This is a genomic window from Oceaniglobus sp. K40-3 (genome assembly GCF_055808395.1).
Genome location: NZ_JBVVRW010000003.1, coordinates 124,841 through 144,503, shown reverse-complemented (window position 1 = coordinate 144,503; position 19,663 = coordinate 124,841). Strand labels below are relative to the sequence as shown.

Below are 19,663 nucleotides of genomic sequence, written 5' to 3'. Positions count from 1 at the left end.
TTTCGGCCGCGGGGCCCAGAGTGGGGATGTGACAGCATTGCAGAACTGTAACCTTGGCGAAAGGCGCCATCGGGCGTGGCCATATATCTCGGGGTCAGAGGGCGGCACAGGATCGCCCCGCAAACCCAAGGAGACCACGATGACACAGAACACCCTTTCGCGCCTCGCCCGCCCGCTTGCTCTGGGCGCCGCCCTGTCCATGGCTGTCGCCGGTGGCGCCGCAACCGGCGCTTTGGCCGATCAGCATTCCAAAGGTGACGACAGCGCCGAGGTGCAAACGTTCCTGGCCGCGCCCGGGTCGCTGGGCGATGCCGTCAAGGCCGCCGAAGCCCAGGTGGGTGGCAAAGCAATGAGTGCCGAGTTTGAAACTGACGACGTCGCCACGGGCATGTACCATGTGGAAATCGCAAAGCCGGACGGCAGCGTGATGATCGCGGTGGTCGACCCCACGGATGGGTCTGTCATGGCGATGACAGAAGCGGAACACGACAAGGCCGACAAAGGCGATAACGATGGTGATGGAGATGGCGAGGAAAACGACGACAACAACTGATCGCCGGTCGACGGTGCGACGTTGATAATCAGCCGGCGGCGCGTCAGCGTCGTCGGCAATTTCCGTAGGACGCAAGATGAAAATACTGCTGATTGAGGATGACAGATCGACAGGGGCCTATATCGTCGAAGGATTGCGCGAAGAAGGGCATTCAATCGATCTGATCACCGATGGGGCGGACGGCCTTATTCAGGCCAGCGTCGGGCGCTATGACGTCTTGATCATCGACCGGATGCTGCCCGGCCTTGACGGCATGAGCGTGGTCAAAACCCTGAGGGGTGCAAAGAACCGCACGCCGGTGTTGTTTCTGACATCCATGGGCGGGGTCAACGACCGGATTGACGGGCTGAAAGCGGGGGGTGACGATTATCTCGTGAAACCCTTCTCGTTCGGAGAGTTGAGCGCCCGGATCGAGGCCCTGTGCCGCCGCCCGCAATTGTCGGGCGAACCCACCGCCCTGCGCGCCCGGGATCTGGAAATGAACCTGCTGTCGCGCAAGGTGACGCGGGCGGGGCAGGTTATCAATCTTCTGCCCCGCGAATTTGCCCTGCTGGAACAGCTTTTACAGCACAAAGGCCGCATCCAGACCCGCACAATGCTTCTCGAAGCTGTCTGGGACATCCATTTTGACCCCCAGACCAATGTTGTCGAAACCCACATGAGCCGGCTGCGTGCCAAGGTTGACAAGCCGTTCGACCATGATTTGATCGAAACGATCCGCGGATCGGGATACCGGATCGAGGCGGAATGAAACGGCTCGCCGCCGCGCTTCCCTGGCGATCAACGCCGCTGCGCCTGACGGCCATGTTGGTTCTGGTCTTTGTCGCCTCGTCCCTTGTCACCTTTGGGGCGGCCTATTGGGTTATCCGGGCCAGCTATGACTCGGCCCTGCGTGACCAGGTAGAGCAAACGATGGCAAGCTATCGCGCCATCGCCGACCCCTCTGATCTGCGCGCGCGGATCCTGTCAGATACGGCAACGATCGATTCAGACACCACCATCCTTCAATACACATCGGACGACGGAACCCGCCTGTCGAATGTCGAAAGGTTTCCGCCGGTTACAGGGTTCAGCGTGATCCACGAAAACGCGATTTCAGGCGACGACCTGTCAGACAGCTATCTTGCGCTGGGTGGGCGGGTCGGGGCCGGTCAGTTGGTCGTGGCGCAAACCCGTGGCGCCGTGATCGAGATGGGCGAAATCATCTTTGCCGTGTTCCTGATCGGCCTGCTGCCGACCTTGCTGATTGCTGCATTGGTCGGTGTGCTGGTTGCCCGTCGCGCGGGCCTGCGGCTGAACAGCATCGAGAGAGCCTTGCAATCCCTGACGGCGGGCCGGCTTGCCACCCGGGTGGACGGCGCACTTGGCAACGACGATCTGGCGCGCATCGGTCGGGCGGTAAACCGGATGGCACAGGCGCAAGAGGCATCGGTGTCATCGCTGCGGCAGGTGTCGACGGACATCGCCCATGATCTCAAGACGCCAATCCAACGGGTTGCACAGCATCTGGACAGGTTGGCCACCAAAACCGTGACAACGCCGGACCAGACCGCCATCATTGATGCCGCTCTGGACGAAACAGATCGCATCGTCAAAACCTTTCACGCCTTGCTTCAGATTGCACAGATCGAAGGCGGCACGGTTCAGAGCCGGTTCGCGCCGGTCGATCTGCGCACAGTCGCAAGGGATTTCGTCGAGATTTATCATCCGGCTGCCGAAGACAGCGATCACCGCCTGACCTTTACGGCGCCGGGTGACGGCCCCTTTGACGTGTCGGGCGACCGTCAGCTTTTGGGTCAGGTGATGGCCAACCTGATCGAAAACGGCCTGCGCCACGTTCCGCGACGGGGCACGATTGCAATCTCTGTGTCACGGACGAATAACAAGATCGTTCTGAACGTGGCCGACGATGGCCCCGGCATTCCCGAAACCGAGCGCGAAAACGTCCTGCGGCGCCTTTACCGTCTTGAACACAGCCGGACGACTGCGGGAAACGGGCTTGGCCTCAGCCTTGTCAAGGCAATCTGCGATCTGCACGGCGCGAAACTGACCCTTGGCAGCAACGCCCCCGGCCTTGTCCTGAGGATCGAGTTTCCGGCTGCGGTTTAAGCGATACTGCCAAATTGATGGCTGGCCCTGCTGGCTATTTGGCGGCAACAGCGCGTCCCGGCCTTTTTGGCCGGGGTTCAGGCCGTGGAATCTGTGGGATTGCCGGTGCGGGTACTGAACATTTTTTCCTGTTTCGTTTTCGCCGCGCGATATGCCACGTCCGATTTGGAAATGAGCGTATAGAACATCGGCACGACGAACAGCGTGAACATCGTACCGATCACCAGTCCGGTGAAAATCACCAGGCCCATCGCCTGACGTGCCGCCGCGCCTGCGCCTTCGGCAATGATCAGTGGCACAACCGCCAACCCCATCGCGGCCGTGGTCATCAGAACCGGCCGCAGGCGGGTTTTGGCGGCCGCCACGACAGCCGCGCGGCGGGTCAGATCATGTTCTTCCCGTTGCTGGTTGGCGAATTCGACGATCAGGATACCATGTTTGGTAATCAACCCGATCAACGTGATCAGCCCGACCTGCGAATAGATGTTCAACGTCCCAAGCCCAAGGTTGAGGGGCAGGATCGCCCCGAAGATCGACAGCGGCACCGCCATCATGATCACAAACGGATCACGGAAACTTTCGAACTGCGCCGCAAGAACCAGATAGATCACCACAACCGCAGCGGCAAAGGCAAACATGATGGTGTTGCCCTGTGCCACCTCCAGCCGCGACTGGCCGGAGTAATCCAGAAAGAACCCGTCCGGCAGCACCTCGCGGGCGATTTCCTCAAGCTGGGCCAGACCGTCGCCGGTGGATGTTCCGATCGAGGGCAGCGCCGTCAATGTGGCCGAGTTCAACTGATTGAACTGTTCGATCGACGCGGCACTTGCGCCGGTCTTGACCGACACAACCGACGAAAGCGGCACCATTTCCCCAGCCGAGGAGCGAACGAAAAAATCCCGCAGGCGTTCGGGGTTGTTGCGCCATTCCTGGGGAACCTGGGTAATGATGTCGTAACTGTTGCTGTCCAGGTCGAACTGCGCAACGGCGTTGCCCCCGACCAACAGCGCCAGGGTGTTGCCGATTTCCGACACAGGTACGCTCAGGCTGGCGGCGCGGTCGCGGTCGATTGTCACCGTGACTTGCGGTGCATCAAAGCTGAGCGAGTTCTGCACGACGATAAACCGGCCAGAGGCCATCGCCTTGTCCTTGATCTCATCCGCAATCTCGACCACCCGTTCGGGGGCATAGATCGACTGAATCACCAGCGACACAGGCAGCCCCCCACCCGCACCGGGCAGGGACGGAGGTGCAAAGACAAAGCCCTGAACGCCGGTGTTCTTGGCCAGCCGCGCCTGAATATCGGCCTGCACTTCTTTCTGGCTACGGTCGCGGTTGGCCCAATCCTTGAGCGCCCAGATATAAATCCCGGTGTTCTTGGCGCCGCCAAAACCCGCAATGGAAAACCCCAGATCGACCTCGGGGATATCCGACGTGTCCTTGCTTACCTTGTCGATATACAGCGATGTGTAATCCGTCGTCGCATAGCGTGGGCCGTTGAGAAACGCGAACAGCGCGCCCTGATCTTCCTCGGGGGCGAGTTCGCTTGTGGTGTTCATGAACATGAACCCGGTGGCCCCAAGCAACGCCAGAACCATCAGGATGGTCACAGGACGGTAATCCAGTGACGACGCCACCCGCCGTTCATACCAGTTTGACACGGCGTCAGACGTGCGGTCCACGACCCGCTGAAACCGCCCCGCGCTGCCATGGGGGGCAGCAGCCGTGCTGCCATCATCGGCGTGATTGTCAGCGCCACGATCCCCGAAATGATAACCGTGCCCGCAAGGGTCAGGGCAAATTCGGCAAACAACGCGCCGGTCAGACCGCCGGAAAACGCCAGCGGCGTCAGAACGGCGGCAAGGGTGATGGTCATCGCGATAACGGGACCGGTGATTTCCTTCATGCCCACAATCGCGGCGCGCGCGGGCGTCAGGCCCTCCTCGATGTGGCGGTGAATGTTTTCCACCACCACAATCGCGTCATCCACCACAAGCCCGATGGCAAGAACCATGGCCAGCAGTGTCAGCAGGTTGATCGAATAGCCCAACGCCAGAATGACAGTACAAACCCCGATCAGCGATAGCGGGATTGTCGCGACCGGCATCACCACCGACCGGAACGACCCGAGGAAAAGAAGGATCACCAGAACCACGATTGCCACCGCTTCTGCGATGGTTTTGAACACTTCCGAAATCGAGGCGCTGATGGTTTCCGTCGAATCGTAAACCAGATTCAGGGTCATCCCTTCGGGCAGGCTTTCGTTCAGCGACGGCAGCTCGGCGATGACGGCCTGCGCCGTGGTCAGAGGGTTCGCCGCCGGGGTTGCAGACACCCCGATGAACGTGCCGCTCTTGCCGTCGAAGGTCACGATTTCGTCCTGATCCTTTGACGCCAGTTCAACCTTTGCCACGTCGTGCAGGCGAACCACCCCATTGGCGGTATTGAGAATTGGCAGATTTCCAAAGGCCTCGGCCGATTGCAGGGTCGATTCCAGCGTGATCGAATAGGTGACATATTCGTTTGTCGTCTTGCCGGGGGCCGACAGAAAGTTCGACGCCCGAATCGCGCCCAGAACGTCGCTGGCGGTCACACCGCGCGCGGCCAGCCGCAGCGGGTCAATCCAGACCCGCATCGCATAATTGGCCGCCCCGATAATCTGCATCTGGGCCACACCTTCGATGGTCGACACCCGGGGGCGCACGACCCGTTCCAGATATTCGGTCAACTGCTCTTGGGTCATGTTGGGGTTTTGCGCGGCCAGATACATCAGGGCAAAGGTCTGGCCCGTGCCTTTGGTGATCACGGGATCCTGGGCTTCGCCCGGCAATTCGCCGCGCACCTGCTGAACCTTCGACAACACTTCTGTCAGGGCCGCATCTGAGTTGGAGCCAAGCTTCATCTGCACCGACACAACCGAGGCCGACGGGCGCGACTGGCTGGTGACGTAATCAATGTTTTCCGTTGTCGACACAGCCGAGGCGATCGGCGCCGTCACAAACCCCTGAATCAACTCGGGGGCGGCGCCGGGGTAAACGGTGGTGATGGTAACAACGGTTTCCTCAACCTCGGGGTACTGACGTACCGGAAGGTTGACGATAGATTGCAGCCCCAACAGGATGATAAGCGCCGCAAGCACCGACGACAGCACCGGGCGACGGATGAATATTTCGGAAAAGCCCATGATGCGGTTCCTATTCCAGCGTCGCTTGCGGCGCGACGGTGTTGTCGATCACCACGGTTGCACCGCCGGTCAAACGGTTCTGACCGGCATTCACGACCTCATCACCCTCGGAAAGGCCCTTGGTGATTTCGACCATGCCGCCAGAGCGACGCCCGACATCGACAAATACCTGTGCCACGCTCAGCGTGTCATCGTCGCCCTTGCGCACGACGAACACCGAATCCCCGTAAAGGCTGGAACTGACGGCCGTTTGCGGCAGGGCCAGAATGCCCTGCTCGACCGGGAGGTTGACGCGCACGCGCAAAAACTGACCCGGAAGCAGCTTGCCGTTTGTTTCACCGATCAGGGCACGGGCACTGACCAGACGCGATACCGGATCGACACGCGGTTCGATTGCAATGATGCTGCCGTCAAAGCTCTGATCATTGACCTCGGCAAATACCGTGACCGAATTGCCGATGGCAAGCTTGTCGATTTCCTGTTCCGAGACTGTGAAATCAACCTGCATCTTATCAAGGTTCTGCAACGTCGCATACACCATGCCGGGGGTCACATATTGACCCTGTTCAACATTGGAAATGCCGATAACGCCGCTGAACGGGGCGCGCATTTCTTTCTGGTCCAGTACCGCCGTCAGCTTGGCCACCTGGGCGCGGGCGCTTTTTTCCTGCACTTCGGCGGTATCGACGGTGTTGGTGGCGCTGATGCCGCGTTCCTGAAGGGTCTTGTTACGCTCCAACTGGGTGACGGCCAGATCAAGCGAGGCCTGCGCCGCCCCCAGATCTGCACGCTCGATACGTTCGTCGATCTGCACCAGCCGCTGATCCTTGGTCACTTTGTCATTGGCCTCGAACAGAACTTCACGCACCAGCCCGCCAGCTTCGATCGCAAGGTCGACGCCCTGTGCCGAAAGGGCGGTTCCGATGGCATCAATGCCCGAGTTCCACGCGATCGGTTCGACCGTAACGACAGACACGGCAACAGGGGGCGCTTTGCGGCCCGCAAAATACTGCGCGATCATCTTGTCGCGGAACTGATTGAAAAAGACGATACCGCCCACGATCAACCCCAGCAGAACGACAGCTATTGCAAGGCGCTTTTTCATGGGAAACTCCGGCTTCAGGTCAAGTCAAACACACAATGCGGCGGTCCTGGCCGAAACCACGGTTGCGCGCCGTGCTGATTTCTACACTGCGGCGCGAATGTCAATTTAAACCCTATACTTTGCAGGCACAAAAGACCGTACTGTTGCCGTCGGAACGGTGCCGCGCCAAGCTGGCCATCATCTGATCGTCGCGCCGGAAAATGGTGCCGGCCATCCGGGTGCCCGTCTATCCCGCCAGCGTCAGGCGGCTAGGTTTTCGGATGGGTGTGCTGAATCGACAGATCCAGCAGCATCTCGCCGAACTCCGGTTCGGATTCCGGCCCCTGAAGGGTCAGGCGATGCAGGCTTTTGAAATCCTCGAAAATCTGTTCGCGGTCGGCCTCGGTGAAATCCGTTTCCTGGCGGGAAAAGGCGCCAATGCTTTTCGACCCGCTGTCCGAGGTCGCCATCACGGCCCAATAGTTCAGATCAAACTCTGCCGCTTTGGTGAAAACGCCGTGCTTGTCCATCTCCTGGAGCTCGGCCCAGGATGCGATCCCGTCATTTGCAAATCCCCAGATGACGGCAGGATCCTTCATCACCAGGCCCATCCTGGAATAATAGGTCATCCAGTCGTCGTCATAGGTCTGGAACAGATATCTGGAGGTCGCAAAGTCAACCTGAAAGGCCACGGCAAAGCCGCCGGGGCTTTGCCCTTTCAGTCGCGTCAACAGCGTTCTCAGCTGATCTGTGAGTTTCATACCAAGCCCCAAGTCCTGTGAGGCAAATTAGCACAGGTGATGGCGTTCACACAATTACCATCTTTGCGGCGCCGCTTCAGGCCTTGCGCGGCGCCGTCACGGTTTTTACCGGGCGGTTGATATTGGCAGCCGGAATCATGAACATCATTACATCCACCGCTAGAAAACGCTGGTCTGTCTTGTTGATAATGTTCTGCATCGTCTGCGAATCCTCTTGCCGACAGAAACATAGCTCTTAATCGTGCGTTTAGTGAGGCAAGAAAGCGATATCTTTCCGACATGACCCTGTCAATCATTTGCGAACCGGCGCAGTTGTGCCCCGGCGTCAGCGCCAACAGCATGAACCGCGGGCATCGAGAGAATCGCATAAGAACGCCCGTCATGTTTGTTGCGGTATTTTTCACCCACCTGTTCGACATCGTAACCCAGCTTTCGCAGCGACCGTCGGAACCCTGGCACGGTGAGTGTGACCAGGTTGGTCGTTCCACTGCGAATCGCCAGTTCCACCAGGCCCTGCACCACAAGGGTAAGGGATTCCTGCCTTTCCTCTGGCGACGTAAGCTGATCTGACAAGACCAGACGCGTACATTCCATTGCGTTGGAAAACATATGGTTTTCGGGAACAAGATCAGCGGGGATACCATCGATACGTCCGTCAATGGCATCTTGAAGCATACAGCCATGGCTGCCCCATTTGTCGGCAAACCGCATGACCCGCGCGCCGCCAACAAGGCGACCGTCCTTGATTGCAACGGAATATGATGCCGTTGGGTTGTCGTATTGATCCATCTCGACATCGTCATTGTGCGGGATATCCCAGGCCAGGGTATCCACGAAAAAGCGCTTTCGCAGTGTTAGGAACTCATAAAACGCTGAGCCATGCAGATGCATATCGGACAGATCGAAGGTTACGCCGGTGATTTTGTTTCTCATTTGCCATACTCATGTTGTCTGAGGTTTTGATCCCACGTGGTAGTGACGTGGACGATTTCCCGCTATGGGCGAGTATATGGCATTAGTGTGGCGAAATGACCCTTAAATCCAGCCATATTCTTTGGCTTGGCCAACCGCTTGGGTATTGGTGCGTGCGCCCAGCTTTGTGCGCGCGTTTGTCAGGCGCAGCTTTACCGCGCTTTCGCTGATCTCAAGCCGGTAGGCGATTTCCTTTAACATCAGGCCCAACGACAGCATTTCGAGGGTTTCGATTTCTGCTTTTGTCAGGGCCCGGGATGGCGAAAGGGCCTCGTGCAGTTCGTTCACGGCGTTGCTCAGAAGCGTCAGTTCGTCGTCCTCGAATTCGCGGTCGGACCGGGCAAACGTACCGAAAGAGCGTAACCCAGGCGTGTCTTCATGCATCACGCTGACTGCTGCGCCAAAGCATAAACCAAACGACGCCGCCGTTTTCAACACGCCACGTTCATCGTTGTCAGAGATCGCGCTCCAGCGGGTACAGCCGGAATTGTCATAGATCCAGCGGATGATCGGGTCAAAAATCATGAACCCGTCCCGGGTGTATACCTTGACCCATTCCTCTGGCAGTGAATTGCGCTGATATTCGGGAAAGGCGAACCCGACGCGCAAGGCCAGATGATGGCCCGCCGTGGCAAGGCCATCAAAATCATAGTCGGCAAGGACACTGTCAATCGTTTTCATGTGTGGCTGACCTGCGCCCCGCCGTTACAAAACACTGCGTCTGTTCTGATAGGCGATACTGAAAAAACCTGTGGCAGGCCCGCTATCAAGAAAGAAAACATACTCTAAAACTCTTGCGCTCACCGAGCCAAAGTCAACACATCTCTTTTTGTCAAAATAAGGACTGGCCCGTTGCCCCGCAACCCCAAGTCGCAGACGCAACACGCCTGATCGCCCCATATGGATACAGCAGTTCATACCAGAGCGAAAGCGTTGGTGTGGTTTCCCTTAACACCAACCGGGTATGGAAAACCTGCGGTAAAATGCGTTTGCACCCGGTGAAATCACGGTTCACGATGAAATGTGGCGCAACTGTTCGCCAAAGTGTCTTCCAGACGCCCTGTTTTCGGCAAGGGCAATCGCATTGCCAAAGGCCGTCACGGCGCGCTGTGCGCGCTCGGCGTTGGGGCGCACCGGCCCGCCGATCGATATGGTCGCCGGTGGCAGGCCCTGTTCCTCAAACGCCGGAGCCCAATGGGCAATTTGCTCTTCGATCGCCCGTTCCACGGTTGGGACGTCGCCGCGATGACCGGTTTCCGTCACCACCACAAGATCGCCATTTCCGACAAAGGCCATCAGCGAATGGCCCTCGGCAAACTGGGTGCCGGTGACCTTGGCCACCTCGGCCAGAAATGCGGCAAACTCATGGGCTGGTATCAGATTGCCGATGCTGCGCAACGGATCAACCTTTACCGCGAAAACCTCGATGCCGTGTATTTCCCGCGTGGGAATTCCGGTGACATAGTTGGAAAGCATGGTGCGTTCGACAAGGTTGACCACGTTCGACAAATCAACGTTGTCGGGCAGATCGAAAGGCCCGCCAGATGGCCCATTGCGCCGGATTTCTGCCACCTCGTCCTGGGCCAGGCGAAGCCGCGTTCCCAACTCTCCGATATCAAAGGGTTTTGTTGCGTAATCCGTGGCGCCGGCGCGGAATGCTTCGCCCATATTCTTGAGGTCGCGCATGGCGGTCAGCATGATAATCGGGATGGCACCATACCCATCAAGCGCCCTGACATGCCTGCAAAGTGTGATGCCGTCCATTTCTGCCATGTTGATATCCACCAACAAGCAATCAAAACCCGGATCATTGGTAAGAATGTCCAATGCGCCCTCCCCCGAATCGGCACAGGTCACCTGAGTGAAACCGCACCGTGCCGCGATCATGGGCAACAATTCGCGGATGAACGGATCATCATCAACAGCAAGAATGCGCATCGACGGCTGGCCGGTCACATCGTTTCTTTCGGACGACGACGCGGTATCGGCCGGTTCGGCAAGATCATCATCCACATCATCAGACGCCCCGAGCGCGAATCGGATCCCGGCGAGACCAAAAACCGTCACCACCCCGACCAGAAGGTAATAGGCAAAGCCGACCCACAGTGACGCCCCAAGCAACAATGCAAGGATCAGCGACAGAACGCCCATGACAAAGCCGATGATGATATACGCGACGATCATGGCGATTCCTTTACGCAGACACGCCACTCACCTTAAAGTAGAATTTCGTCAGCGCAATACACTCCGAACTGCTGCCTCTCATTTGCGCGTTTGGTGGTTTTATTCCAACGCCGGTCTTGCGTTGCGGTTCGCACACTGAAATCCGTGCCGAACCGTGATTTTACGCGCTGTGGAACAGCACAGAGGCCTGTTTTCTCTGCCGGTACGGCCCGAACGATTCGAGCTCCTAAGCAAAAAATTGCCAAACGGAGTTGTTTAGTCAGGAATATTAACAACCTAAGGTTGAATTCTCACGACGCCGCCGCCACATTGCCGGAACGAATTGGGTGAAGGATTCATGACGACAAACCGGCGGCCATGACGATCAAGAATGCGACCAGCGTGGAACATACTTCAAGCTGAATAGTTGAGCCTGATACAGTGGAAAGGGCGGTTTTGCCATGAAAATCCTTGCAGTAGACGACGATCCATCCGTGCTGGAAATTCTCAGCATCATCGCGGTGCGTGCGGGGTTTTCCGAAATTGTCACCGTCGCGAACGGGGGCGCCGCACTGGAGCAGATCATCCGCGCCAAGGAACCGTTTCAATGCATCCTTCTTGATGTTCAGATGCCGGTCATGGATGGTATCGAACTCTGTGATCTGGTGCGGCGGCTGCCGGATTATCAATATTGCCCGATCATCATGATCACGGCGATGGACGACAAGAAATATATGCAGCAGGCATATGATGCGGGTGCCACCGATTATGTCACCAAGCCGTTTGATGTGAATGCGTTGGTGTCGCGCCTGACCGATGCAGCCGAGTCCGAGCGGCACACAAGGTCGCCCCCTCTTGTTGGCGGCACCATCAAGTAAACTGATTTTAGCATAGAATACACAACCCAAAGATGATTCTATGCAATTTAATCTTATGGCCGAGTGAAACATGAGCGATTCGCAAATTACAGGCGCCTTCAGGCATATGCAGGTGCCATTGATGATTGTCGGGTCCACGGGCCAGATCATGCATTGCAACGAAGTGGCCGACCGGCTGTTCGGCTATGACCCTGGTGGTCTGATGGGGCGTCCGGTTTCCGATATTCTGCCTGTAACTTCCGTCGAAGACCTCAACATGATAATCAAACCACCGGCCATCGATGCGGTCGTCAAGGGCATGACCGGCCGGTGCCGGAATGGTGCGCAGATCCCGCTGGGTATCCATATGACGGCCTGGACGGACGGGGAATTCGGGCTTCAACATGCGCTGGTTCTGCGTGATGCCACCCAGGAAGTCGAAGCCGCGGAACGGGCGCGGGATGAACTGAAGCGCGCGCAAAGTGCGATCAAGGGCGCTGGGATTGCGATTTTTGAATATAATTGCGTCACGGATACGGTCAGCATCTGTGATATCTGGCGCGACTTTCTGGAACTCGCCCCCTCTGAATCGGTGGACATCCAAAAGGAATGGCGATCAAGGCTGAATCCGGGCGATCACGATATCGCGTTGAGGACATTTCAGTCTTGCCGTGATGGTATTCGCGACAAGGCCAGTTGCGATTACCGGCTGCGATCACGGGATGGCACATCATGGCGGTGGATCAGGGCGGATTTTGCTGTCACCGAGCGTGATAAAACCGGCAGTGTGCGGCGGGTGAATGGCGCGATGACCGACATCACCGAGAGAAAATCCATCGATGAGGCCCTGCGCCAAAGCGTTGCGCAATTCAGATCCTCCTTTGATACTGCTGTCGTCGGAATGTGCCTTGTGGCGCCGAATGGCCGCTTTCTCCGGGTCAATCCCGCGCTTTGCGATCTTCTGGAATATTCCGAGGAAGAGTTGCTGAAACTGGATTTCCAGGCGGTGACCCATCCCGATGATCTGGCCCAGGATGTGGCCTTGGTCAATCGTCTGAAGGCCGGTGAAATTCCGCATTTTCGGTTTGAAAAACGGTATATCCGCGCCGGCGGTTCGGTCATGTGGGGGGCATTGAATGTCGGGCTTGTGCGGGATGACGAAGGCCAACCCCACCACTTTGTTTCACAGATCGTCGATGTGACCGAACAGCACCAGTTGGCAGAGTTGAAAAGCGAATTTGTCTCGACGGTAAGTCACGAACTGCGCACGCCTCTGACTTCGGTTCTCGGCTCGCTGTCGCTTTTGTCGTCGATGGATACCGAGCCTCTCTCGGACGAGGCGCAGCGCCTCTTGTTCATTGCCGAACAGAACGGCAACCGACTGCACGCATTGATCAATGACGTTCTGGATTTCGAAAAATTCTCGGCAAAACAGATGCAGTACACCCTTGGCAAATTCCGCATTGTGCGGCTGGTCGAAGAGGCGGTTCTGGCCAATCTCGCTTCGGCTGACAAACACAACGTCAAATTCACCGTCACCTGTCTGGATCGAGAGATAACGGGCGTCACCGATTCTGCACGTTTTCAACAGGTCATGACGAACCTGATCTCGAACGCCGCGAAATTCGCCACCAATGGCAGCCAGATCGTCATCGATATAACACAGCAACAACAGGCCGTTCGAATATCGGTGACGAACGAAGGTGATGGCATTCCCACCTCATTCCGGGATCAGCTTTTCAAGCCATTCTCGCAAGCCGGGGCCGCGTCGGCGCGCAAAACCGGCGGAACAGGCCTGGGCCTCAGCATCACCAAACAGATTGTCGAGCAGACCGGCGGCGAGATCGGTCTCGACAGCAGGAACGACGGCCAGACGACGTTCTGGTTTACGGTCCCGGCGGCATCGGTTCACGACGCAACCTGAGCGTTTGCCCAAGCGACGTCGCGTTTTGGTTGTGGGCGGTGGTAATTTTTCAGCGTTGTTTTGTGTGAGCGTTTTGTAGTTTTTGCCAATTGAATGTGACGCCGATGCCTGGGGTGTCTGGTGCGATGGCCAGGTGGTTTTCGACGACAAGGGGCCGGGTGGTGTATTCGTCGATGGGGAAGGAATGGACCTCGATCCAGCCGGGGTTCGGTTGGGCGGAAACGAGGCTGACGTGCAGTTCCTGCATCCCGTGCGAACAGACGGGGATATCGTGCCTGCGGGCAAGCCGGGCCACCTGCAACCATCCGGTGATCCCCCCACAGTTTGACGCGTCGGGCTGAACAAAGCCGAGCTGCGCATCGTCGAACGCATATTCAAATTCGTGGATCGTGTGCAGGTTTTCCCCCATGGCAAGGGGCATGCCCGTGGCCCTGGCGATCTGGCCATAGCCCTTGTAATTGTCGGGGATCGTCGGTTCCTCGAGCCATGTGATGTCATAGGGCGCAAAGGCATGGGCGGCGGTGATGAGCGGGTTCACTTGGTTTGAACATCTGGCAATTTAGGATTGTGCGAAATCAATGGGTTAGCGGGAGGCGTTTTCACATGGTTTGCACCAATCCGCCGGATTATCGGGGTTGGGGCAGGTATTATGTTATCTGATGCTTGAAATAATCGAATGAAATCAGTGGGAGCTTTCTGAAGTCGTGGGCAAAAATGCCCATGACCCACGATGTTCTGGAACCGCAGTATCGTGTTATTCGGACGTGACCTTGTTGCCACCATCCGGCATCGGTTCGGCGTCGGGCGCGCCGGGTTCAGTTGATCCGGCGCGCTGTTGAATGCGCTCTTCAAGACGCTTTTGAAAGACCCTTTCGGCAACTCGAAGGGTGTGCCGATTCACGGCTTTACCGCCCAGGCCCTGCGCAGCTTCCCCGGCGAGGTGGGCAATCTCTGCCGCCCACTCCTCGGCGGTCAGGCCCTTATAGCTGCCATCACTTTCGGCAATGTCCTCAAGGATCGTCTCAAGCACCTTTACAGCCCCGGCTCTGGCACAGAGGCGAACGATGCGCCCTGCGTCGTCAGCCGCAGTTTCGGCACCGAACACCAGCCAATCGAGCGATACATCTAAGCCAGACGCAATCATAGATATGGCGTCTAAGCCGGGTAAGCTGCCACCTTCCTTTAGCAGATACTTATCGAGAGTCCGTTTCGGAATGCCGGTGCGCTCTGCCATCTGCTGGACCGTATAGTCGTTGCGATCACGCAAATAGCGCAACCGATCCGAAAAACCTTCAATCGCCATCTGTCGCCCCTTGCAAATACCCAAATTTGGGGCAATGTGACCCTAATTAGGGGATCACAGGTAACACTCCGATGCTTCTTAAACTATCCGAGATCGAACCCGATGAACAGACCAACGCACGCGTTCGCGCCGGTTTCACGTTGCGTGGCACATCGTTGAATGCATATTGCTGCGCAAACGGCATCGACGTGGGGAACGCGCGCAAGGCCCTGATCGGGCAGTGGCGAGGTAAGACGGCACAGGCGCTGGTCGCCCGGTTGAAGGCGGCGGCGGGCATCGAAGACTGATGATTGTGCCGGTGACGCATATTCTGGGCATGGCCGGTGTACCCGACCATCGAACATCTGCAACCCGATGGTTGCTCGCCGCTGGGGTGCCAATCCGCCAGTTGAGCGACGATGGCCGCAAGCCGCAGGCGGTAAGCCTTTCCGATCTTCCCGAGGACGTTCAGCACGAATACCGGGTCAGGATTGCCGCCGATCTGCACATGTCGTTCGGTCAGCAGGATGACGATGCCCATGCCGCCCTGGCGCGCAAGCCGAAGGGCGTCCAGGACAGGGCGCAGGAGCGGTTTGCGCTGCTGGTGTTCTTCCTGCGGCATGAGGCGGCGGGCCTGAGCCACAGCAAGATCGCGAAGCTGGTGAAGGCCGAAAGAGGACTGCCCGACTGCCCGTCGCGGCATACAATCGCCCGGTGGAAAGAGATGGTGCAGGGCGTCGATCCGGCGAACTGGGCACCGGCCCTTGCGCCGGATTTCCAAGGCAAGACAGCTTTTGCCGAAGTTTCGCCCGAGGCGTGGCAAGCGTTCAAGGATATGGTCGGCCTGTCGGGCAAGAACGGCACCGGGCCGAACCTCAAGCGGCTGTATAATCGTGTCGCAGAGTGCGCAAATGCCGAAGGATGGGCATGGCCGTCTTATCCGACGATCAATCGCCGGTGGCAGAACCTGCCTGTAGCCGAACGTCGCACGTTGCAGATGGGTGAAGACGCCGCGATCAAGTCTCTGATCCAGTATCAGCCGCGCACCGTCGCAGGCATGAAAGCAATGCAGCAGGTCGAACTGGACGGGCGCGAGTTCAGGGTCAAGGTCTCTTTCCCTGATGGTTCAACGGGTTACCCATGGGTAATCGTCTATACTGATCGGGCGTCATCGCGGGTTGTCGGCTGGTCAGTATCCACTTCCGAGAATGAGGAAGCGACTGCCGACGCCACCATCAACATGTGCGAAACAAACGGCATTCCCGATCTTGTCGTGACTGATAACGGATCGGCTTTCAACAGCCGCCGGATCGCGGGCGGCTTGAAGCCCAGATATCGCACCACGCCCCAACGCGCTGCCGATTGGGACGTGCCCGGGGTGTTAAAAATCTTTGGCATCGATTTGCAAAACACCGCGCCGGGCAATCCACAGGGCAAGCTGTCGGAGAGCATCTTTTCGGTGTTGCGGCACATGGACAACGATCCGGTTTTTCATCGCGCGCAACGATCCGGCCCGACAGATACACCAAACCCGAACCCGGTGCCGGTCAGCTTCGATCTGTTCAAGGCGATGGTGGCGCAGGAAATCCAGCGGTTCAACGCCCGCCGTGACAGCCGCGCGCAAGGTTTGCTGGCGGGCGAGTGCCGGGACGACGCCTTCAAGCGGCTTTCCGAGGGTCGCGTGGTGCGGCACGTTTCGCCGCTGCAACGGCGCAGTGTGCGGATGAAGTGGTTCGAACGAGTTGTCAGAACTGACGGACGGGTGAAGCTACCTTTCGGGCTGTTCGGGGATGCCAGCACTCAATCCGCGATGTTGGAGCATGAGGGAAAGCGGGTTCTCGTTGGCATCGACCCCAGCGACTACAGCGCACCAGGTATTGTGCGTGGCTGGGGAGAGGAAAAGTGGAAAGGCCGGGAGCTAATACACTATCTGTCCGCCTATCAGGCGACCGAACACCAGAATGAGGCAAGCCGTCGCCGCGCTTTGGCCGAGAAGCGGCGCATCACTAAGCTGGCCCGGCAATATCAGGTGCAGGAGTCCGATCAGAAGGTGGCAGCGCTGCAACGGCTTGTGACGGAAGCCGCGTTGCCCGCGCCTTCGCCGCTGGCCCCTGCCGTTCACCAGCTCGACACACGCGGGCCGTTTTCGGCGGCGGCACCGGTTCACCAGGTCGCGCCACAAACGGCGGCAACCGACGACGAAATTCCGCTCGAATTCAAGGCGCGACGCAACGCGCTGGTGGCGGAAAAACTGCGGTCGAAAGGCCGGTAAGTGGCGCGGGAGGCGGCAACAACGCCCCCCAACGCCGATCACAGCGGGCAAGCCCGCACTTTGACGGAGACCAGAATGGCACAGATACTGAAACTTGCCAATGCCGAACGGAGTTGGCGCAATCCGCAGGATTGGGCTGAAACCAGCACACATACTGAAGTGGTCGCGGCACTGGATCGGGCGAGAGCGCGCGAAGGGTTCTGCGCGACCATGATTGCAGGCGCGCCGGGTATCGGCAAGACGCTTGCCGCCCAAGGCTATTGCATCGACATGGGCGAGAGGGCCTTTTATCACAAGGTCGCGCGGGGTGAAGGCACACCGTGGGCGCTGGCCAAGGCGCTGCTGGCGCGCTTTGATCGTTCGCCGCTGGGAATGAGCCTGAGTGACTCCGGGCTTCAGCTTGCTGATCTGATCGGGCCTGAAGGCCTGATCGTTCTGGACGAATCGCAATACCTTAACCAGCGAAACCGCAAGACGAACGCCCGTGGTGAGTCCTTTGAATGGGCGCGCGATCTGGCGGAAACGGCGGACTGTGCAATCGCTTTCTGCGGTGATCTGTCTCTTGTCGGACTAATCGCCGATATTCCCCAGTTGCAAAGCCGGGTGCGGTATCCGGTAATTTTCCGTTCTGTGCCCGATGCGGATATTCGCGCCGTCACTGCCGACACCGGGTTTGACCCCCGCCGGGATGAACATCCTTTATGCTGTTGCGGCTTTGCCGGGCGGACTGCGCAATGTCGAAAGCGTTCTGCACGAAGCTGCGGCGTTCGCGGGGTTCGATCCGCGAGAACCGATGCACCTGAAAGCGGCAGTTCTAGACCTGAAACTTACACCGAAGGGGGGCCGGTAATGTCGATCCTCACCATTCACGTCCCGGTTTCTGATGGGCAAGCCGCCTATTTCCTTTCGCGCGACATGATCGTCACGCCGATGAATGAGCTTGAGGTTGGGCAGTTTGCGGTGGCGCTGGAAGGGATTGCCAACGCGATCCGCACCAACCGCAAAGCGCTGGCCACCCTGCAACAACTTCTGGAAACGAAGGGCGCAAACGAGGCTGATATTGCCAAGACGCTCAATATGTTGATCGAACCGAATGACTTGGCCGGTGAACAGATCGAGTTGGTCAGGATCATCCTTGGCCGGTCTGCCCGCGTCGGTCGCACCGGCCCCGGCGAAGGGGAGACGCTGCAATGACAGATGATCAAACCGGGGAAGATTACCGGGAAGTGAACGCGCGTGAAGGGCGCGCTGTTTATCTGCCCGGCAAGGAAGCGAGAAAGCTGTTTGCCGATGCCGAAGCGCGGGCGGCGGAGCGGGCGAAACAGACGCATACCCTGTCAGTCAGCCAGTCAGAGATGCAAAATCAAATCGACCGGCTGAACGAGGTGCAAAGCCATCTCTATAACGCACAGATCGTCTTCGAAGAGTTCACGCGCTTGGACCTGCCCGACTACTTCATGCGGGCGGTCTCGGAGTTTGTCGCGGTTGCGATGAAAACGGCAGCGAACGGCGACGCTGAAAAATCCGTCACATATGCCATGCGGTTGCAGAGCGCCGCCACGCCGATTGAAAAACCTTCATCGAAAGGACCGAAGACATGAGCCTGACCAACAAGCAAAAAGCGATCCTGCATATTGCCAAAGGCAAGCTGAACCTCACCGATTCCGAATACCGGTCGGCCTTGGTCCATATTGCGGGCGTTACCAGTTCAACCGAATTGGACAAAGCCGGGTTTGAGGCGCTCATGGGATTCTTTGAATGGCTGGGCTTCGCGCCGCTGACCAGCACCGGCAAAGACTATGGCGCGCGCCCCGGCATGGCCAGCTTTGCCCAGCTTGAACTGATCCGGGCGTTGTTCGTCGAATGGAGCGGATCAAAGGTCGACGACGGGTTGAACCGATGGTTGAAGAACACGTTCAAGGTGGACAGCCTGCGCTTTCTGAAATCGGCACAGGCGGGCAAGGCAATCACTGCGCTGAAAACCATGAAGGCCCGAAAGCTGGCGAAAGCGGCGTGACGCGGGGCCGGAATCGAACCGGCATACATTCGACCGCGAAGGCCAAACCCCCTTCCCAATCGGGGTACACCGCGCCACCACCCAGATGATAGCAGAGAACAAGGGCATCTCAATGTGCGGCGCCCTTTTTCATACCCGACATTTTTGCCCCGTGAGTGTCGTAAAAAATCATTCGGCCACCCTTGCACCTACAAAGGCCTAGCGGCGCTCCTGACCCGTTTAACTACCGTTTAACGAACGACATGGTATGTCGCGCACCGTCGAAAAGTCGCGAGACTTGTCACATTCCAGCCAGAACGCTATAAATTGCCGTGGGTGTGACACGGTGAAATTCTCGCGGCCGTAGCACGATCTGTAGATCGGCGCGCTATGTGGGGTTTCCGGGTAACCGGGTTGCGAGGCCCCACCACCCATACTCTGCACCGGACATTTTGACCTTGAGTTCCCCGCACACCGTTGCGGGTGCCGCACACCATTGCGGGTTG

At 58.1% G+C, this 19,663-nt stretch carries 17 protein-coding genes, 1 tRNA gene and 2 pseudogenes; 10 read left to right on the top strand and 10 right to left on the bottom strand.

All coding sequences use genetic code 11. From position 1 onward, the window contains the following. Window positions 1-139 precede the first annotated feature (139 nt). The 3 genes from AC0L7P_RS19110 to AC0L7P_RS19100 all read left to right on the top strand — a co-directional run bounded on the left by AC0L7P_RS19110 (window position 140) and on the right by AC0L7P_RS19100 (window position 2,662). Window positions 140-553 carry a PepSY domain-containing protein gene (locus AC0L7P_RS19110; protein ID WP_473435736.1) on the top strand — a complete coding sequence of 138 codons (414 nt, stop codon included), beginning with the start codon at window positions 140-142 and terminating at the stop codon, window positions 551-553. A 76-nt stretch (window positions 554-629) separates the two neighbouring features. Continuing rightward, a complete protein-coding gene (locus AC0L7P_RS19105) occupies window positions 630-1,304 on the top strand; it encodes a winged helix-turn-helix domain-containing protein (protein WP_473435735.1) in 675 nt (224 codons plus the stop codon). Continuing rightward, the gene (locus AC0L7P_RS19100) at window positions 1,301-2,662 is read left to right on the top strand and encodes a HAMP domain-containing sensor histidine kinase (protein ID WP_473435734.1); all 1,362 of its coding nucleotides are present in this window, start codon (window positions 1,301-1,303) and stop codon (window positions 2,660-2,662) included. Before AC0L7P_RS19105 ends, AC0L7P_RS19100 begins: the two co-directional genes overlap by 4 nt. Before the next feature lie 77 nt (window positions 2,663-2,739). Here the strand turns inward: AC0L7P_RS19100 and AC0L7P_RS19095 are convergent. The 7 genes and pseudogenes from AC0L7P_RS19095 to AC0L7P_RS19065 all read right to left on the bottom strand — a co-directional run bounded on the left by AC0L7P_RS19095 (window position 2,740) and on the right by AC0L7P_RS19065 (window position 10,847). Then, a pseudogene (locus tag AC0L7P_RS19095) lies at window positions 2,740-5,846 on the bottom strand (efflux RND transporter permease subunit). A gap of 10 nt (window positions 5,847-5,856) precedes the next feature. Next, a complete protein-coding gene (locus tag AC0L7P_RS19090) occupies window positions 5,857-6,951 on the bottom strand; it encodes an efflux RND transporter periplasmic adaptor subunit (protein ID WP_473435733.1) in 1,095 nt (364 codons plus the stop codon). A 248-nt stretch (window positions 6,952-7,199) separates the two neighbouring features. Continuing rightward, window positions 7,200-7,661 carry an autoinducer binding domain-containing protein gene (locus AC0L7P_RS19085; protein WP_473435732.1) on the bottom strand — a complete coding sequence of 154 codons (462 nt, stop codon included), beginning with the start codon at window positions 7,659-7,661 and terminating at the stop codon, window positions 7,200-7,202. Between the two features lie 106 nt (window positions 7,662-7,767). After that, window positions 7,768-7,890: a hypothetical protein gene (locus AC0L7P_RS19080; protein ID WP_473435731.1), complete on the bottom strand. Its 123-nt coding sequence runs from the start codon at window positions 7,888-7,890 to the stop codon at window positions 7,768-7,770. A gap of 89 nt (window positions 7,891-7,979) precedes the next feature. Next, window positions 7,980-8,624 carry an acyl-homoserine-lactone synthase gene (locus tag AC0L7P_RS19075; protein WP_473435730.1) on the bottom strand — a complete coding sequence of 215 codons (645 nt, stop codon included), beginning with the start codon at window positions 8,622-8,624 and terminating at the stop codon, window positions 7,980-7,982. A 102-nt stretch (window positions 8,625-8,726) separates the two neighbouring features. Continuing rightward, complete coding sequence (locus AC0L7P_RS19070; RefSeq protein ID WP_473435729.1) at window positions 8,727-9,344, bottom strand: helix-turn-helix transcriptional regulator; 618 nt, start codon at window positions 9,342-9,344, stop codon at window positions 8,727-8,729. A gap of 330 nt (window positions 9,345-9,674) precedes the next feature. Beyond that, a complete protein-coding gene (locus tag AC0L7P_RS19065; RefSeq protein ID WP_473435728.1) occupies window positions 9,675-10,847 on the bottom strand; it encodes a response regulator in 1,173 nt (390 codons plus the stop codon). Between the two features lie 440 nt (window positions 10,848-11,287). Here AC0L7P_RS19065 and AC0L7P_RS19060 point away from each other — a divergent pair, with 440 nt between their 5' ends. Both AC0L7P_RS19060 and AC0L7P_RS19055 read left to right on the top strand, forming a co-directional pair. Further along, the gene (locus AC0L7P_RS19060) at window positions 11,288-11,704 is read left to right on the top strand and encodes a response regulator (RefSeq protein ID WP_473435727.1); all 417 of its coding nucleotides are present in this window, start codon (window positions 11,288-11,290) and stop codon (window positions 11,702-11,704) included. A gap of 70 nt (window positions 11,705-11,774) precedes the next feature. Beyond that, window positions 11,775-13,607 carry a sensor histidine kinase gene (locus tag AC0L7P_RS19055; RefSeq protein ID WP_473435726.1) on the top strand — a complete coding sequence of 611 codons (1,833 nt, stop codon included), beginning with the start codon at window positions 11,775-11,777 and terminating at the stop codon, window positions 13,605-13,607. A 49-nt stretch (window positions 13,608-13,656) separates the two neighbouring features. Here AC0L7P_RS19055 and AC0L7P_RS19050 read toward each other — a convergent pair. Next, window positions 13,657-14,133, bottom strand: a pseudogene (locus tag AC0L7P_RS19050) (enolase C-terminal domain-like protein); the annotation flags it as partial. 228 nt (window positions 14,134-14,361) lie between these two features. Further along, window positions 14,362-14,910: a helix-turn-helix domain-containing protein gene (locus tag AC0L7P_RS19045; RefSeq protein ID WP_473435725.1), complete on the bottom strand. Its 549-nt coding sequence runs from the start codon at window positions 14,908-14,910 to the stop codon at window positions 14,362-14,364. Window positions 14,911-14,981: 71 nt separating this feature from the next. Here AC0L7P_RS19045 and AC0L7P_RS19040 point away from each other — a divergent pair, with 71 nt between their 5' ends. From AC0L7P_RS19040 to AC0L7P_RS19020, 5 genes are all read left to right on the top strand, one after another. Continuing rightward, complete coding sequence (locus AC0L7P_RS19040) at window positions 14,982-15,197, top strand: hypothetical protein (RefSeq protein WP_473435724.1); 216 nt, start codon at window positions 14,982-14,984, stop codon at window positions 15,195-15,197. Continuing rightward, window positions 15,197-17,161 (top strand): transposase domain-containing protein, encoded by a 1,965-nt coding sequence (locus AC0L7P_RS19035; protein ID WP_473435723.1) that lies wholly within the window; start codon window positions 15,197-15,199, stop codon window positions 17,159-17,161. The genes AC0L7P_RS19040 and AC0L7P_RS19035 overlap by 1 nt, the downstream gene beginning before the upstream one ends. A 75-nt stretch (window positions 17,162-17,236) precedes the next feature. Beyond that, complete coding sequence (locus AC0L7P_RS19030) at window positions 17,237-18,355, top strand: TniB family NTP-binding protein (protein WP_473435722.1); 1,119 nt, start codon at window positions 17,237-17,239, stop codon at window positions 18,353-18,355. Then, entirely contained in the window at window positions 18,352-18,762 is a 411-nt protein-coding gene (locus AC0L7P_RS19025; RefSeq protein ID WP_473435073.1) for a hypothetical protein, read from the top strand. Before AC0L7P_RS19030 ends, AC0L7P_RS19025 begins: the two co-directional genes overlap by 4 nt. Continuing rightward, entirely contained in the window at window positions 18,759-19,178 is a 420-nt protein-coding gene (locus AC0L7P_RS19020) for a regulatory protein GemA (protein ID WP_473435721.1), read from the top strand. The genes AC0L7P_RS19025 and AC0L7P_RS19020 overlap by 4 nt, the downstream gene beginning before the upstream one ends. On the opposite strand, the gene AC0L7P_RS19015 is transcribed toward AC0L7P_RS19020, so the two are convergent. Further along, window positions 19,176-19,254 (bottom strand) — tRNA-Arg (locus AC0L7P_RS19015). The two genes, AC0L7P_RS19020 and AC0L7P_RS19015, sit on opposite strands and share 3 nt — an antisense overlap. Window positions 19,255-19,663: the final 409 nt, after the last annotated feature.

Coding starts and splice junctions, on each gene's coding strand:
- AC0L7P_RS19110 (WP_473435736.1), top strand. CDS start 140: ATGACACAGAACACCCTTTCGCGCCTCGCCCGCCCGCTTGCTCTGGGC.
- AC0L7P_RS19105 (WP_473435735.1), top strand. CDS start 630: ATGAAAATACTGCTGATTGAGGATGACAGATCGACAGGGGCCTATATC.
- AC0L7P_RS19100 (WP_473435734.1), top strand. CDS start 1,301: ATGAAACGGCTCGCCGCCGCGCTTCCCTGGCGATCAACGCCGCTGCGC.
- AC0L7P_RS19090 (WP_473435733.1), bottom strand. CDS start 6,951: ATGAAAAAGCGCCTTGCAATAGCTGTCGTTCTGCTGGGGTTGATCGTG.
- AC0L7P_RS19080 (WP_473435731.1), bottom strand. CDS start 7,890: ATGCAGAACATTATCAACAAGACAGACCAGCGTTTTCTAGCGGTGGAT.
- AC0L7P_RS19075 (WP_473435730.1), bottom strand. CDS start 8,624: ATGAGAAACAAAATCACCGGCGTAACCTTCGATCTGTCCGATATGCAT.
- AC0L7P_RS19070 (WP_473435729.1), bottom strand. CDS start 9,344: ATGAAAACGATTGACAGTGTCCTTGCCGACTATGATTTTGATGGCCTT.
- AC0L7P_RS19065 (WP_473435728.1), bottom strand. CDS start 10,847: ATGATCGTCGCGTATATCATCATCGGCTTTGTCATGGGCGTTCTGTCG.
- AC0L7P_RS19060 (WP_473435727.1), top strand. CDS start 11,288: ATGAAAATCCTTGCAGTAGACGACGATCCATCCGTGCTGGAAATTCTC.
- AC0L7P_RS19055 (WP_473435726.1), top strand. CDS start 11,775: ATGAGCGATTCGCAAATTACAGGCGCCTTCAGGCATATGCAGGTGCCA.
- AC0L7P_RS19045 (WP_473435725.1), bottom strand. CDS start 14,910: ATGGCGATTGAAGGTTTTTCGGATCGGTTGCGCTATTTGCGTGATCGC.
- AC0L7P_RS19040 (WP_473435724.1), top strand. CDS start 14,982: ATGCTTCTTAAACTATCCGAGATCGAACCCGATGAACAGACCAACGCA.
- AC0L7P_RS19035 (WP_473435723.1), top strand. CDS start 15,197: ATGATTGTGCCGGTGACGCATATTCTGGGCATGGCCGGTGTACCCGAC.
- AC0L7P_RS19030 (WP_473435722.1), top strand. CDS start 17,237: ATGGCACAGATACTGAAACTTGCCAATGCCGAACGGAGTTGGCGCAAT.
- AC0L7P_RS19025 (WP_473435073.1), top strand. CDS start 18,352: ATGACAGATGATCAAACCGGGGAAGATTACCGGGAAGTGAACGCGCGT.
- AC0L7P_RS19020 (WP_473435721.1), top strand. CDS start 18,759: ATGAGCCTGACCAACAAGCAAAAAGCGATCCTGCATATTGCCAAAGGC.